The sequence below is a fragment of the Methylobacterium pseudosasicola genome, from assembly GCF_900114535.1.
In the GTDB taxonomy this organism is placed as follows: Bacteria; Pseudomonadota; Alphaproteobacteria; order Rhizobiales; family Beijerinckiaceae; genus Methylobacterium; species Methylobacterium pseudosasicola.
The window spans coordinates 59,050-71,922 of sequence record NZ_FOTK01000022.1 but is presented as its reverse complement, the minus strand read 5'-3'; the positions used below and the strand labels follow the sequence as shown (position 1 = coordinate 71,922).

Here is a 12,873-nt window from a genome sequence, read left to right as displayed (position 1 = left end):
TTCAATTTTATTCGCGCGCGATCGAAATCTGAGGCTCAAAGCATATTTTAGGGATCGAAATACATCGAACAAGTGTTCTCAGTTCGTCTTCATCGGCCCTCATGCGGGTGCATGAGGGCCGGTTCGCGCGTTAAGCCTCGCCGCGGGCGACCAAAGCCTCGTACTCGGCCACCTCCAGCTTGCCCTCGCGGGCGACCCGGGCCTTGTCCTCGTCGCTGATCACGTCGCCGGCGAGGTCGAGGCGCTTCCAGGAGGCGAGCGGGGTCTCGCGCCCGGGGGTGGGGACGTACTTGTTCTGCTCGAGCTTCTGGTACTTGTGGATGTAGCGCGGGCAGTTGACCCAGATCTTCTTTACCGCAACCTTCACCAGGTACTTGGCCTCGGTATACTCGGCCATCAGGGCATCGTCGCGCAGCAGCGTCGCGTGGCCCTGCACGCGGATCCGGTGCGGCGTCTCGAAATCGATGAACAACAGACCGACCTTGGCCTGACCCTCGATGTTGCCCATCGAGTAGAACATGCCGTTGCCGTCAAAGCCCGGGAAGGCGAGGGTGTTCTCGTCGAGCACCTTCACGAGGCCCGGGGGACCGCCCTTGTAGGAGACGGTGGGCATCCCGTCCGGATCGACGGTGGACAGGAAGAACATGTCCCGGGAGCCGATGAAGGCGCCCTCGTCCGGGCGGATGCTGTCGTGGACCCAATCCTCGTCCAGGCGCACGGCGAGCTTCGTGGTGCCGAACTCGGTCTGCAACGCCCGGTGGGCGTCCGAATAGAGCGATGCCATGGCGTGTCCTCTCCAACCCTCACCGGTCCTCATGCAGGCGGGACCGCTGAAGCGATTATCGCCGGGAATGTTTGCGCTCGGCAACCGGGAATAGAAAAAGCCGGCCTCGCTTTCGCGTGACCGGCCCCTTCCCCACCACGCGGCCGAGCAAAGCCCGGCCGCCAAATTCCAAAACTCAATTGCGGGTCTTGTCGACCAGCGCCTTTTCGGAGATCCACGGCATCATGGCGCGGAGCTTGGTGCCGACCTCCTCGATCGGGTGGGTGGCGAGCTTGGCGCGGGTCGCCTTGAACGAGGTCTGGTTGACCTTGTTCTCCAGCATCCAGTTGCGGGTGAAGGTGCCCGACTGGATGTCGTTGAGCACGCGCTTCATCTCGGCCTTGGTCTCGGGCGTGACGATGCGCGGGCCGGTGACGTACTCGCCGTACTCGGCCGTGTTGGAGATCGAGTAGTTCATGTTGGCGATGCCGCCCTCGTAGATGAGGTCGACGATCAGCTTCACCTCGTGCAGGCACTCGAAATAGGCCATCTCGGGGGCGTAGCCCGCCTCGACTAGGGTCTCGAAGCCGGCCTTGATCAGCTCGACCAAGCCGCCGCAGAGCACGGCCTGCTCACCGAACAGGTCGGTCTCGCACTCCTCCTTGAAGGTGGTCTCGATGATGCCGGCGCGGCCGCCGCCATTGGCCGAGGCGTAGGACAGGCCGAGATCGTGGGCGTTGCCGGAGGCGTCCTGGGCGATGGCGATCAGGGTCGGCACACCGCCGCCGCGCAGGTACTCGGAGCGCACGGTGTGGCCGGGGCCCTTCGGGGCGACCATCAGGACGTCGAGGTCCTTGCGCGGCTCAATCAGGTTGAAGTGGACGTTGAGGCCGTGGGCGAACAGGAGGGCGGCGCCCTCCTTCATGTTCGTCTCCAGCGACTCGCGGTAGATGTCGCCCTGCAGCTCGTCGGGGGTGAGCATCATCACAACGTCGGCCCACTTGGCGGCCTCGGCAACCGACAGGACCTTGAAGCCCTCGTGCTCGGCCTTCTTGGCCGTGGCGGAGCCCTCGCGCAGGGCGATGACGATGTCCTTCACGCCGGAATCGCGCAGGTTGAGCGCGTGGGCATGGCCCTGGCTGCCGTAGCCGACGATGGCGACCTTCTTGCCCTTGATCAGGTTCAGGTCGGCGTCGCGATCGTAATAAACCCGCATGTCGGTTTCCTCTTCGGTGTTGGTTTCGGGTTGGGTTAGGTGTTCGCCTGGCCGTACAGGGCCAGGAACTGGTCCACGGCGCGGTCCGCGTCGCGTCGGATCTCATCCGCATCGAGGTCAAGCGCCTCGCCGAGCAGCAATCGGATCTGGATATCCCGGCCGACGAGGCCGAAGAAGGTCCGGAACGCTGACTCGCTGTCGGCGAAGGCGAGCAGCCCCGCTGCACGCCCGGCCTCCAGAACCGGCTTGACCCGCTCGCCGATGGCGAAGCGGCCATTCGCCAGCACGATGCCGCCGAGATTGCTCTTGCGCGAGCCCGCGTGGGCCACGGCGATCCGGTTCAGCGCCACCGAGGTGCGGCTGGTGATCACCGTGAGCCACGAGACCGCGAAGTCCTGAAGATGCTCCCGCAGGGTGGTCCCGTCCAGCGTCTGCACGGCCTCGCGGCCGGCATGGACCCGGGACGCCTGCCACCGCACCGTCGCGGTCAGCAGGCCGTCGCGGTCGCCGTACCACTTGTACAGGGTCTCCTTGGAGCAGCTCGCCCGGCGGGCCACCGCGTCCATGGTGAGCTGGTCACCGCCCTCGACCATGAGGGCGAGGACGGCGTCGAGCACCGCCTGCTGGCGCACGGACGGGGGCTCCGGCGCCGCGGCGCCCGCCTCCATCGTCTCCTGCCGCTCTGCGAGACTCGACCGCATCGTCCCCAGTACCGTACCGTACGGTACGCTCGATAGTGCGATTCGTCGGACGCCGCAAGGGGCCCGGCGAATCGCGGTTCAGGCCGGAAGCGACAACCCTTCGCGGGCGAACACGGCCTGCACCGCCGGCCGCTCGGCCACCCGGCGGGCATGGGCGTGCCAGGCCGGGAAACGCTCGGCCATATCGAAGCGCAGCGATGAACCGGAAGCCCAGACCCAGAAGACCATCAGGTAGGCGTCGACCACGCCGTACCGATCCCCCACGGCCCAGCCGCCATTCGAGAGATGGACCTCGGTCATGGTGCAGAGATCGCCGTAGGTATCGGCGGCCTTGTCGCGGATGCCGGGGAAGGCATCCTCGTCCGCGGTGTAGCGCTCCGGCCGGCGCACATGCGCGTAGGTGACGTGGTGGTTGGCGGCGAGCCAGCCGAGCCACTCGTCGGCCCGGGCCTGCTCGCGCAGGTCGGTCGGCCAGAAGTCCTTCTCGGGCACGGAGCGGGCGACGTGGCGCAGAATCGCCGCGCATTCGGTCAGCACCCAGCCGTCCTCGACCAGGGCCGGCACCCGGCCGCGCTCGTTGATCGCGAGATATTCCGGCGCGCGCTGGTCCCCCGCCGCCAAGTTGAGCTTGACGCCCTCGAACGGCAGCCCGGATTCCTCAAGGATGATGTGGGCGGCGAGCGAGCAGGCGCCGGGGGCGTAGTAGAGGGTGCGTGCCAAAGGATCGGTATCCTTGTCAGGGAGGCGAGTTGAAGCCGAGGAGATTCGCGAGCTTCTGTCGAGCGGCATCAAGCGTTTCGATGGGAACACCGTCGATGCGGCGAAAGCCACGTAACGCGCGATCGACGTTCCGGATCTGATCAGTCAGGATCGCACCGGAGATCGCGAGCCCCTGCGGGAGCATCACTTTCGTCGGCCAGGGGTCGATGGTGCGCGTTACGGGGCAGACGATGGCGGTCGCGTTCCGCAGATGAAAATCGCGGCTGGTCAGAACGAGCGCGGGTCGAACGCCGGATTGTTCACGGCCCAGGGTCGGCCGGAGATCGACCCAGACGAGATCCCCGGCCTCCGGGAGGTCGCGAATGTCACGTCCAGTCGTCATGGATGATCTCGGCGCCGACATCCGGCCCCCAATCCACGACGGGGGGACGGTAGGCCGGCCCGAGCCGATCCATCTCGGCGAGCATGTCCTGCAGCGTCTCTTTTCGCCGCCGCGGCAGGATCTCGACGGTCTGGCCATCCGCCAGACCGTGCCGGTCGCCTTCACGTGCAGGGATCCGGATCACGAATTCGTCGCCGGCGCGCGTGAGCTTGGCTGCCATGAGAGCTTCTCCCACTCTCCGGCCATCATAGCTCAATCGGCCGCTTCCTACAGCGGCTCCGAGCCCCGCCCCATGGCGCTGATGCCGGTGCGGCAGATCTCCACCAGACCGATCACGCTCATCAGCCGCACGAACCGGTCGATCTCTTCGGTGGCGCCCGTGAGCTCGAACACGAAGGAGTTGAGGGTGGCGTCCAGCGTCTTGGCGCCGAAGGCGGCGGCCAGGCGCAGGGCCTCGCTGCGGTGCTCGCCCTCGCCCTTGACCTTCACCAGGCAGATCTCGCGCTCGATGGCGTTGCCCTGGAGCGTCAGGTCCACGACCCGGTGGACCGGCACGAGCCGGTCGAGCTGCGCCTTGATCTGCTCGATCACGGCGTTGGTGCCGGCGGTCACGATGGTGATGCGCGAGATGTGACGCGCCTCCTCGGTCTCGGAGACGGTCAGGCTCTCGATGTTGTAGCCCCGGCCGGAGAACATCCCGGAGATGCGGGCGAGCACGCCGGGCTCGTTGTCCACGATCACGGCGAGCGTGTGCCGGTTCACCGGCTCGACGCGGACGGCATCGGGATAGTGGGTGTTCATCGCGTTCATCGCCGGCTTCGTCCTCGTCCAATCCTGCTCATGGCGGCGATCCGAGCGCGTCCTGCCCGAGGCAAGCGCAACCGCGCGCCGCCGCCCAAACGGCCGGCGGCGACCCCGAGAGGGCCGCCGCCAAATCCATCACACCAGCATCTTGCCTTCCTCGGAGATGACGTCGCCGAGTTCGACGCCGGTCTCGCCGAGGTAGTCGGACAGGAGCATCTCGTTATGCGCCTTGCCCGAGGGGATCATCGGGAAGCAGTTCTCGGTCTTGTCGACGATGCAGTCGAACAGAACCGGCCCGTCATAGGCCAGCATCTCCGCGATGGCGCCGTCGAGGTCGCCCGGCTTCTCGCAGCGCATGCCCTTGGCGCCGTAGGCCTCCGCCAGCTTGACGAAGTCCGGCAGGCTCTCGGAATAGCTCTGCGAGTAGCGCGAGCCGTGCAGCAGCTCCTGCCACTGCCGGACCATGCCCATGTACTCGTTGTTCAGGATGAACACCTTGACCGGCAGCCGGTACTGCACCGCCGTCGAGAGCTCCTGCATGTTCATCAGGATCGAGGCCTCGCCGGCGATGTCGATCACCAGCCCCTTCGGGTGGGCGAGCTGCGTGCCGATGGCCGCCGGCAAGCCGTAGCCCATCGTGCCGAGGCCACCCGACGTCATCCAGCGGTTCGGCTCGTCGTACTTGAAGTACTGGGCCGCCCACATCTGATGCTGGCCGACCTCCGTGGTGATGTAGGTCTCGCGGTCCTTGCAGGCCTCGTAGAGGCGCTGCACGGCGTATTGCGGCTTGATGATCGTCCCCGACGGCCAGTAGGCGAGGCAGTCGCGGGCCTTCCAGGCGCCGATCTTCTGGAACCACGGGTCGAGGTTGGATTTCTCCGGCCGCGACGGCAGGGCGCGCCAAGCCTCCAGCATGTCGGCGAGCACCGAACCGCAATCCCCGACGATCCCGACATCGACCTTGACCACCTTGTTGATCGAGGAGGCATCGACGTCGATGTGGATCTTCTTGGAGAACGGCGAGAACGCGTCGAGCCGGCCGGTGATCCGGTCGTCGAACCGGGCGCCGACGCAGATCATCACGTCGCACTCGTGCATCGCCAGGTTGGCCTCGTAAGTCCCGTGCATGCCGAGCATGCCCAGGAACTTCGGGTCGGTGCCCGGATAGGCGCCAAGACCCATCAGGGTCGAGGTGACGGGGAAGCCGGTCTCGGCGACCAGCTCGCGCAGGAGACGCGAGGCCTCCGGGCCGGAATTGATCACGCCGCCGCCGGTGTAGAAGACCGGACGACGCGCGGTCGCCATCAGCTCCACCGCCGCGCGGATCCGGTCGGCATCACCCTTGACCGCCGGACGGTAGGTCTTGTGGCTCGAGATCTCCGGGCGCTCGTAGAGGCCGGAGGCGAACTGGATATCCTTGGGCAGGTCGATGACGACCGGGCCGGGCCGGCCGTTTGCCGCGACGTAGAAGGCCTCATGCAGGATGCGCGGCAGGTCCTCGATCGATTTGACCAGGTAATTGTGCTTCGTGCAGTGGCGCGTGATGCCGACCGTGTCGCATTCCTGGAAGGCGTCGGTGCCGATCAGATGGGTCGGAACCTGGCCCGTGATGCAGACGAGCGGGATCGAATCGAGCAGCGCGTCGGTGAGGCCGGTGACAATGTTGGTGGCGCCGGGCCCCGACGTGACCAGCACGCAGCCGACCTTGCCGGACGAGCGCGCATAGCCCTCGGCCGCGTGGACCGCGCCCTGCTCGTGGCGGACGAGCACGTGCTTCACCGCGTTCTGGTGGAACAGGGCGTCGTAGATCGGAAGTACGGCACCGCCCGGATAGCCGAACAGCGTGTCCACGCCCTGATCCCGGAATGCCCGGATGACCATCTCGGCCCCGGTCATGACCTCGCCGCCCATGCTCTCCTCCTCCGCTCCCCGGATTGTCCGCGGCGATCACGCCCGCCGGACCGACCGGTTCCGTCGTCCTGCACCTTCGTCACGCGAGGCGGCCTCCGCCTCGCCCGAAAATGCTGTGCTCGTCGATATCGCGATGCCGTGGATCTCGTTGGCCGTGATGCGTCACCGGGCAGCGGGCAATAAAAAAGGGCCCCGAGGGACCCTGCATGCGCCACCGCTCGGATTGCAGCCCTGATTTAGGGCCGCCCCGTCGGTGACGCTTCCGCTACAATAAGAACCGCGTTCATCGGATATCCGAACCTGCTTCGCGGCGATCGCCAAATCCGGGGTCGGATTCATGCGACTCACGCGTGAAGTGTCGAGCCTCATACCGGAGCCCCGGGAACCGGTCAACGCATTTGCCGAGGGTCGGACGCGCGATCAGTGCAGGGGCGGCGGCCGGCGCCGGACCCAGTTGCTCGCGGCGTCGTAGGCCGCGCCGAGCTGGAGGCAGGCGAGCTCGCCGTGGTTGCGGGCGACGATCTGGATGCCGGTCGGCAGCCCGGCCTCCCCGAAGCCCGCCGGGACATCGAGAGCCGGCAGGCCGGACATCGTCACCGGGATCACGGTCTGCATCCACTGATGGTAGGTCTCCATCGCGCGGCCGCCGACCTCATTGGGCCAGCGCAGGCCCTTGTCGAACGGAAAGACCTGCGCGCTCGGCATCACCAGGTAATCGTAGCGCTCCATGAAGCGGCGCAGGGTCTCGTACCAGCGGGTGCGGTTCTCCAGGGCGGCGGTGAGCCGGTCGACGGTGAGTTCCAGCCCGCGCTCGGCCTCCCAGATCGCCTCGGGCTTCATCTGCACCCGGTGGGCCGGCTCGTCATAGAGCGGCCGGAGCACCGGGGCGACCATCAGCGCCCGCAGGGTCAGGAAGTCGCGCCAGAGTTGCTCCATGTCGAACCGGGGCGCAGCCTCCTCGACCACGCAGCCGATCTCCGCGAAGGTGGCAAGCGCCGCGCGGCCGAGTTCGAGCACACCGGGATCGAACGGGATCTGACCGTCGCAATCGCCCAGCCAGGCGATCCGGGTGCCGCGAAAATCCCGGGCGAGCGGGCTCGCGAAGGCCGAGGGATCCTGGCGGATCGTGTTCGGGCAGCGCGGATCGTAGCCTGCCTGGACCGACAGCATCAGGCCGATATCGGTCGGGCTGCGCCCGACGGCACCGAGCACCGACAGGCCGGGGCTGAACACGTCCTTGGTCTCGACCGGAATCCGGCCCCAGCTCGGGCGCAGGCCGTAGCAATTGTTGAAGGCGGGCGGGTTGCGCAGGGAGCCGCCGAAATCGCTGCCATCGGCCACCGGCTGAAGCTTCAGGGCCACCGCCACCGCCGCGCCGCCGCTCGATCCGCCGGCGGTCTTCTCCGGATCGTAGGCGTTGCCAGTGGCGCCGTAGACCGGGTTGAAGCTGTTCGAGCCGAGCCCGAATTCGGGGATGTTGGTCTTGCCGATGAAGATCGCCCCGGCGGCGCGCAGCCGGGCGACCATGATCGTGTCGACTTGTGCGATCCGGTCCGCGAAGATCGGCGAGCCTTGCGTGAACGGCAGCCCGCGCACCGCATCAAGGTCCTTCACCGCGAGCGGAAACCCGTGGAGCGGCCCCACGGCCTCGCCGCGGGCGAGCGCGGCATCCCGCGCCTCCGCCTCCTGGAGGAGCACCGTATCGTCCTGAAGCCCGACGATGGCGTTGACCTGCGGATTGAGCCGGTGAATCCGCTCCAGATAGGCGCGCATTACCTCGACACAGGAAACGATCCGGCCGCGAATGGCGGCCGAGAGATCGACGGCGCCGAGCGCCGTGATGCCGTCCTGTCGCTCATCCTGCATGGTCCGTCGTCTCCCTATCGCGGTCCGCGCCAGCATGGCCAAGCCTCGGCAAGGCCGATCACACGTTTGGTCGCGTGCGGCGGTCTACTACTAGCGATTGCTTGAGAGGCAAGAGATGTGCAGGGCTTCGGCTGACGTCTCCGCCGCCTGATCAGCAGTCCGCGTCGCGCTCGATGGCGCGGTGATCCCTGATCCCACCCCCAAGCCCAGCGACGTCATTGCGAGCGTAGCGAAGCAATCCAGGACAGCGCGCGCTCGCCGAATATGGCGTTTCCCTAGGTTGCTTCGCTCCGCTCGCAATGACGGTGGGGCCGGTGCGAGGCCTTACCTGAGCCGTATCAGACCACAGCCCAAGGCAGCGTCTCATCCCCGCGGAACACCACCACGGCGGTGTCCTCCACGGCCACCGCCTCGATCACGCGGCTCCCCCGCCGCTCGAGGGTGACCGTAGCGGCGTTGGGCGCGATCCCGTGGAAGCGCGCGCCGTTGAGCGACGCGAAGGCTTCGAACCTGTCGAGCGCGCCCTCCTCGTCGAACACCTGGACGTAGGTCTGCAGGGCGCTCGGGCCGCAGAAGACGCCGGCGCAGCCGCAGGACGCCTCCTTGGCGCCGCGGACATGCGGGGCGGTGTCGGTGCCGAGGAAGAAGCACGCCTCGCCGGAGGTCGCGGCCGCGCGCAGGGCAAGACGGTGCCGCTCGCGCTTGGCCACCGGCAGGCAGTAGAGATGCGGGCGCAAGCCGCCCTGGAAGATGTGGGTGCGGTTGATGACAAGGTGGTGGGGCGTAATCGTCGCCGCCACGCGGGTCCGGTTGGCACGCACCACGTCGAGGATCTCGGCCGTGGTGGCGTGCTCAACGGTGACCTTCAGGCCCTGGTGCCGGGCGAGCAGCGGGATCAGGCTACCCTCCATGAAGGCGGCCTCGCGGTCGAAGATGTCGATCTCCGGGTCGGTGGCCTCGCCGTGGATCAGCAGCGGCATGCCGATCCGCTCCATCCGCTCCAGCACGGGCGCGAGCCCGATCAGGTCGGTGACGCCGGCATGCGAGTTCGTCGTCGCGCCAGCCGGGTAGAGCTTGGCGGCGATCCAAACCTTCTCGGCGAAGCCACGCTCGATCTCGTCCGGGTCGGTGTCGTCCCGCAGGTAGCAGGTCATCAGCGGGGTGAAATCCATCCCGTCCGGCAGTGCGGCCAGGATTCGCTCGCGATAGGCGCGCGCCGCCGCCACGGTCGTCACCGGCGGGACCAGGTTCGGCATGATGATGCCCCGGGCGAACTGGGCCGCCGTGTAGGGCAGCACCGCCTTCAGCATCGCGCCGTCGCGCAGATGGATGTGCCAGTCGTCCGGCCGGCGGATGGTGATCCGGTCGGCGGACGTCGTGGCGGAGGGCTGTGCGGCGGGGAACAGGTCGGCGACGCTCATCGCGATCAGTTCCTCAGCCCTGTCCGAAGGAGGAGATGCCGCCATGGGCCGCCGACCATTCCGCCGGCGCGTTGAGGAAGCTCTCGACCTCGGCCAGCGTCTTCGGATCGAAGGTGCCCATCTCCTTTGCGACCGCCAGCACGTCCCACCACGTGGTGAGGTAGTGCAGCTTGATCCCGGTCTCCTGCATCAGCGCGGCGCTGCCGGGGAAGATGTCGTAGTAGAACAGCACGAAGCAGTGATCGACCTGGGCGCCGGCATCGCGCAGGGCCTGGCAGAAATTGACCTTGCTGCGCCCGTCGGTGGCGAGATCCTCGACCAGCAGAGTCTTGGCGCCTTCCACCACCTCGCCCTCGATCTGGGCGTTGCGGCCAAAACCCTTCGGCTTCTTGCGCACATACTGCATCGGCAGCATCAGCCGGTCGGCGATCCAGGCGGCGAACGGGATGCCGGCGGTCTCGCCGCCCGCGATATGGGTCAGCGACTCGTAGCCGATCTCGCGCACGATCGTGGCGGTCGCGAAGTCCATCAGCGTCGAGCGCAGGCGCGGGAACGAGATGATCTTGCGGCTGTCGGTGTAGACCGGGCTGGCCCAGCCGGAGGTGAACTTGAACGGCTCGTCCTCGTAGAAAAGGACGGCCCCGATCTCCAGGAACATCTTGGCCGCTTCGCGGGCGATGATCGTCCGGTCGATGGGCAGGAACGACGTGGTCATGCGGCGTGCGCGCTCCGCTGGATGCGCTCTCCGGCGGGGACCGGTCTCGAAGAGCGCGAGGATGGGAAGGCCTGACGGGTCTCCTCCGCCCTGTCTCCGCCAGCGTCAACCCTGAACCGACCTCTGTCCGCCGCTCAGGCCGTGCCGGCCCTCTCTCGGAGCTGCGCCAGGTGCCGAATCGCCAGGGCGTAGCCGTGGGTGCCGAAGCCCGCCAGCACCGCGGTCGCGGCGAGGGAGATGTAGGAGTGATGGCGAAACGCCTCACGCCGGTGGACATTCGAGATGTGGCACTCGATCACCGGCACCTCACAGGTGTTGAGCGCGTCGAGGATCGCCACGGAGGTGTGGGTGTAGGCGCCGGCATTGATCACAATGCCGGCGGACCCGACCCGGAAGGCATGGATCGCGTCGATCAGCACGTGCTCGGCGTTGCTCTGGCGGAAATCCACCGTCAGCCCGAAGCCGGTGGCGGTCTCGCGGCACAGGGCCTCGACATCGGCGAGGGTCTCGCGCCCGTAGATCTCCGGCTGCCGCTTGCCGAGCAGGTTCAGGTTCGGCCCGTTCAGGACCAGGATCGTGTCGTTCATCGCGTTCCTCGCGGCCCGAGAGGTGCGGCAAGCGGCCGTCCGACACAAGCCCGGCCTGTCACCGGCCCCGAGATGTCCCGCTTCAGACGCTCCCCACCCCGCCCGAGCAGTTCAGTTTCCCCGCGCGCGGCGCTATCCCGGGCCCGAACCAGACGAACGATCAGGGAGAAGATGCGATGGCAGGATCCCGGAGCGACGCGCCCGTGGTGATCGCGGTGGCGATCACCGGCTCGGTGCCGCGCAAAAAGGATAATCCGGCCGTGCCGATCACCGTGGCCGAGCAGATCGAGTCGACGCAGCAAGCCTTCGAGGCGGGCGCGACGCTGGCCCATATCCACGTGCGCAACGACGACGAATCCCCCTCCTCGGACCCCGACAAATTCGCGGCCGTGCAGGAGGGGCTGCGCAAGCACTGCCCGGGGATGATCGTGCAGTTCTCCACCGGCGGGCGCGGGCGCGATCCCGCGGCACGGGGGCTCTCGCTCAAGCACCGGCCCGACATGGCCTCGCTCTCCACCGGCTCGGTGAATTTTCCGACCATCGTGTACGAGAACAGCGCCGGCCTCGTGACCGACCTCGCCGGCCAGATGAAGCAGTTCGGCGTCCGGCCCGAGATCGAGATCTTCGACCTGTCGCACCTGCACGGCGCCAAGCGGCTCATCGAGGCGGGCCTGATCGACGCGCGCCCGCACGTGCAGTTCGTGATGGGCGTCCAGAACGCCATGCCGGCCGAGGAGCACCTGCTCGACATCCTGCTCGCCGAGGCACGGCGGATCCTGCCCGAGGCGACCTGGACCGCCGCTGGGATCGGCCGCAATCAGGCGGTGGTGATGGACTGGGCGCTCGCCCGCGGCGCCGACGCGGTCCGCACCGGCCTGGAGGACAACATCCGGGTCACGAAGGACAGGCTGGCGGCGAGCAACGCCGAGTTGGTCAGCCTGGCCGCCGCCGCGGTCCGCCGCCATGGCCGCCGGGTTGCCACGCCGGCCGAAGCGCGCGCTGCTTTGGGACTCGCCTGAGGACCGTCTTCTCAGGAGCCGGGCGGCGTGCTAACGCTCCGCTCGCGCGGGTGTAGCTCAATGGTAGAGCAGCAGCCTTCCAAGCTGAATACCCGGGTTCGATTCCCGGTACCCGCTCCACGCCTGCCTCGCATCAAGGCGGCGGAGCCCCGGCAGGCGCCCCCATCCCGTTCGTATCCGTCGCCCCGCCGAATCCGGCGTGCCCCGGCTCCCTGGGAAGCATCACCATGAAGGTATCCGCCGATCTGTGCATCGTGCCGATGGGCGTCGGCCCGTCGGTCTCGCCCTATGTGCGCGAGATCAAGGCGATCATCGAGGCGAGCGGCCTGACCGCCACGATGCATCCCAACGGCACCAACATCGAGGCCGAGTTGTCGGAGGTCTGCGCCCTGGCCGAGCGCTGCGAGGCGCGGCTCGCCGAGCTGGGCGTCGAGCGGACCTTCTTCACGTTGATCTTCTCGACCCGTCGGGACAAGGAGCAATCCATGGCCGACAAGCTCGCGGCCGTGTCCTGACAGGTCCTCTGTAAAGGCGCCGCACGGCGGTCGCACCGCCGCGCGGGACCGGTCTTTTCCGAGCCGCTTAGCCGTGGCAGGCGCAGCCGGCATGCTCGCAGCCGGCGTGATCCTTGTGGCCGTCGGCGCACTCATCACAGCAATAGGCCTTGCCGTCCCGAGACACCGCCTTGGACAATTGGACTACGCACACGCAGTCCTGACAGGCACATTTCACCATCTCGACGTCGACGCTGGACATGGATCTTCTCCT

At 67.5% G+C, this 12,873-nt stretch carries 15 protein-coding genes and 1 tRNA gene; 3 read left to right on the top strand and 13 right to left on the bottom strand.

The features are described from left to right. Window positions 1-130: 130 nt before the first annotated feature. The 12 genes from BM228_RS20240 to aroQ all read right to left on the bottom strand — a co-directional run bounded on the left by BM228_RS20240 (window position 131) and on the right by aroQ (window position 11,086). Window positions 131-784 carry a pyridoxamine 5'-phosphate oxidase family protein gene (locus BM228_RS20240; RefSeq protein ID WP_092043444.1) on the bottom strand — a complete coding sequence of 218 codons (654 nt, stop codon included), beginning with the start codon at window positions 782-784 and terminating at the stop codon, window positions 131-133. Between the two features lie 175 nt (window positions 785-959). Then, on the bottom strand, window positions 960-1,979 hold the full coding sequence (gene ilvC / locus BM228_RS20235; RefSeq protein WP_092043443.1) for a ketol-acid reductoisomerase: 1,020 nt from the start codon (window positions 1,977-1,979) through the stop codon (window positions 960-962). 35 nt (window positions 1,980-2,014) lie between these two features. Beyond that, on the bottom strand, window positions 2,015-2,680 hold the full coding sequence (locus BM228_RS20230) for a TetR/AcrR family transcriptional regulator (protein WP_425284972.1): 666 nt from the start codon (window positions 2,678-2,680) through the stop codon (window positions 2,015-2,017). Window positions 2,681-2,758: 78 nt separating this feature from the next. Continuing rightward, on the bottom strand, window positions 2,759-3,400 hold the full coding sequence (locus BM228_RS20225; protein ID WP_092043440.1) for a glutathione S-transferase family protein: 642 nt from the start codon (window positions 3,398-3,400) through the stop codon (window positions 2,759-2,761). Between the two features lie 16 nt (window positions 3,401-3,416). Beyond that, window positions 3,417-3,782 carry a type II toxin-antitoxin system PemK/MazF family toxin gene (locus BM228_RS20220; RefSeq protein WP_092043438.1) on the bottom strand — a complete coding sequence of 122 codons (366 nt, stop codon included), beginning with the start codon at window positions 3,780-3,782 and terminating at the stop codon, window positions 3,417-3,419. Beyond that, entirely contained in the window at window positions 3,766-4,002 is a 237-nt protein-coding gene (locus BM228_RS20215; protein WP_092043437.1) for a MazF family transcriptional regulator, read from the bottom strand. The genes BM228_RS20220 and BM228_RS20215 overlap by 17 nt, the downstream gene beginning before the upstream one ends. A gap of 47 nt (window positions 4,003-4,049) precedes the next feature. Continuing rightward, window positions 4,050-4,592: an acetolactate synthase small subunit gene (gene ilvN, locus BM228_RS20210; protein WP_092043435.1), complete on the bottom strand. Its 543-nt coding sequence runs from the start codon at window positions 4,590-4,592 to the stop codon at window positions 4,050-4,052. A 129-nt stretch (window positions 4,593-4,721) separates the two neighbouring features. After that, the gene (locus BM228_RS20205) at window positions 4,722-6,497 is read right to left on the bottom strand and encodes an acetolactate synthase 3 large subunit (protein WP_092043434.1); all 1,776 of its coding nucleotides are present in this window, start codon (window positions 6,495-6,497) and stop codon (window positions 4,722-4,724) included. Window positions 6,498-6,917: 420 nt separating this feature from the next. Further along, window positions 6,918-8,363 carry an amidase gene (locus BM228_RS20200; protein WP_092043432.1) on the bottom strand — a complete coding sequence of 482 codons (1,446 nt, stop codon included), beginning with the start codon at window positions 8,361-8,363 and terminating at the stop codon, window positions 6,918-6,920. A 338-nt stretch (window positions 8,364-8,701) separates the two neighbouring features. After that, window positions 8,702-9,784, bottom strand: coding sequence for a dihydroorotase (pyrC, locus tag BM228_RS20195; protein WP_092043431.1), 1,083 nt, complete (start codon window positions 9,782-9,784; stop codon window positions 8,702-8,704). Between the two features lie 13 nt (window positions 9,785-9,797). After that, window positions 9,798-10,499 carry an orotate phosphoribosyltransferase gene (locus tag BM228_RS20190; RefSeq protein ID WP_092043430.1) on the bottom strand — a complete coding sequence of 234 codons (702 nt, stop codon included), beginning with the start codon at window positions 10,497-10,499 and terminating at the stop codon, window positions 9,798-9,800. A 134-nt stretch (window positions 10,500-10,633) separates the two neighbouring features. Continuing rightward, on the bottom strand, window positions 10,634-11,086 hold the full coding sequence (aroQ, locus tag BM228_RS20185; RefSeq protein WP_092043428.1) for a type II 3-dehydroquinate dehydratase: 453 nt from the start codon (window positions 11,084-11,086) through the stop codon (window positions 10,634-10,636). Between the two features lie 176 nt (window positions 11,087-11,262). Between aroQ and BM228_RS20180 the strand changes: the two genes are divergently transcribed. From BM228_RS20180 to BM228_RS20170, 3 genes are all read left to right on the top strand, one after another. Next, window positions 11,263-12,105 (top strand): 3-oxoadipate:acetyl-CoA acetyltransferase, encoded by an 843-nt coding sequence (locus BM228_RS20180; protein ID WP_092043427.1) that lies wholly within the window; start codon window positions 11,263-11,265, stop codon window positions 12,103-12,105. 46 nt (window positions 12,106-12,151) lie between these two features. After that, window positions 12,152-12,225: transfer RNA gene (locus BM228_RS20175), tRNA-Gly, on the top strand. A 107-nt stretch (window positions 12,226-12,332) separates the two neighbouring features. Further along, window positions 12,333-12,620 carry an MTH1187 family thiamine-binding protein gene (locus tag BM228_RS20170; RefSeq protein WP_092043425.1) on the top strand — a complete coding sequence of 96 codons (288 nt, stop codon included), beginning with the start codon at window positions 12,333-12,335 and terminating at the stop codon, window positions 12,618-12,620. A 67-nt stretch (window positions 12,621-12,687) separates the two neighbouring features. Here the strand turns inward: BM228_RS20170 and BM228_RS20165 are convergent, their stop codons facing one another. After that, complete coding sequence (locus tag BM228_RS20165) at window positions 12,688-12,861, bottom strand: metallothionein (RefSeq protein ID WP_092043424.1); 174 nt, start codon at window positions 12,859-12,861, stop codon at window positions 12,688-12,690. Window positions 12,862-12,873: the final 12 nt, after the last annotated feature.

Bases quoted from the DNA above. Each gene is read 5' to 3' on its own strand.
- BM228_RS20240 (WP_092043444.1), bottom strand. From the start codon at position 784: ATGGCATCGCTCTATTCGGACGCCCACCGGGCGTTGCAGACCGAGTTC.
- ilvC (WP_092043443.1), bottom strand. From the start codon at position 1,979: ATGCGGGTTTATTACGATCGCGACGCCGACCTGAACCTGATCAAGGGC.
- BM228_RS20230 (WP_425284972.1), bottom strand. From the start codon at position 2,680: ATGCGGTCGAGTCTCGCAGAGCGGCAGGAGACGATGGAGGCGGGCGCC.
- BM228_RS20220 (WP_092043438.1), bottom strand. From the start codon at position 3,782: ATGACGACTGGACGTGACATTCGCGACCTCCCGGAGGCCGGGGATCTC.
- BM228_RS20215 (WP_092043437.1), bottom strand. From the start codon at position 4,002: ATGGCAGCCAAGCTCACGCGCGCCGGCGACGAATTCGTGATCCGGATC.
- ilvN (WP_092043435.1), bottom strand. From the start codon at position 4,592: ATGAACGCGATGAACACCCACTATCCCGATGCCGTCCGCGTCGAGCCG.
- BM228_RS20205 (WP_092043434.1), bottom strand. From the start codon at position 6,497: ATGGGCGGCGAGGTCATGACCGGGGCCGAGATGGTCATCCGGGCATTC.
- BM228_RS20200 (WP_092043432.1), bottom strand. From the start codon at position 8,363: ATGCAGGATGAGCGACAGGACGGCATCACGGCGCTCGGCGCCGTCGAT.
- pyrC (WP_092043431.1), bottom strand. From the start codon at position 9,784: ATGAGCGTCGCCGACCTGTTCCCCGCCGCACAGCCCTCCGCCACGACG.
- BM228_RS20190 (WP_092043430.1), bottom strand. From the start codon at position 10,499: ATGACCACGTCGTTCCTGCCCATCGACCGGACGATCATCGCCCGCGAA.
- aroQ (WP_092043428.1), bottom strand. From the start codon at position 11,086: ATGAACGACACGATCCTGGTCCTGAACGGGCCGAACCTGAACCTGCTC.
- BM228_RS20180 (WP_092043427.1), top strand. From the start codon at position 11,263: ATGGCAGGATCCCGGAGCGACGCGCCCGTGGTGATCGCGGTGGCGATC.
- BM228_RS20170 (WP_092043425.1), top strand. From the start codon at position 12,333: ATGAAGGTATCCGCCGATCTGTGCATCGTGCCGATGGGCGTCGGCCCG.
- BM228_RS20165 (WP_092043424.1), bottom strand. From the start codon at position 12,861: ATGTCCAGCGTCGACGTCGAGATGGTGAAATGTGCCTGTCAGGACTGC.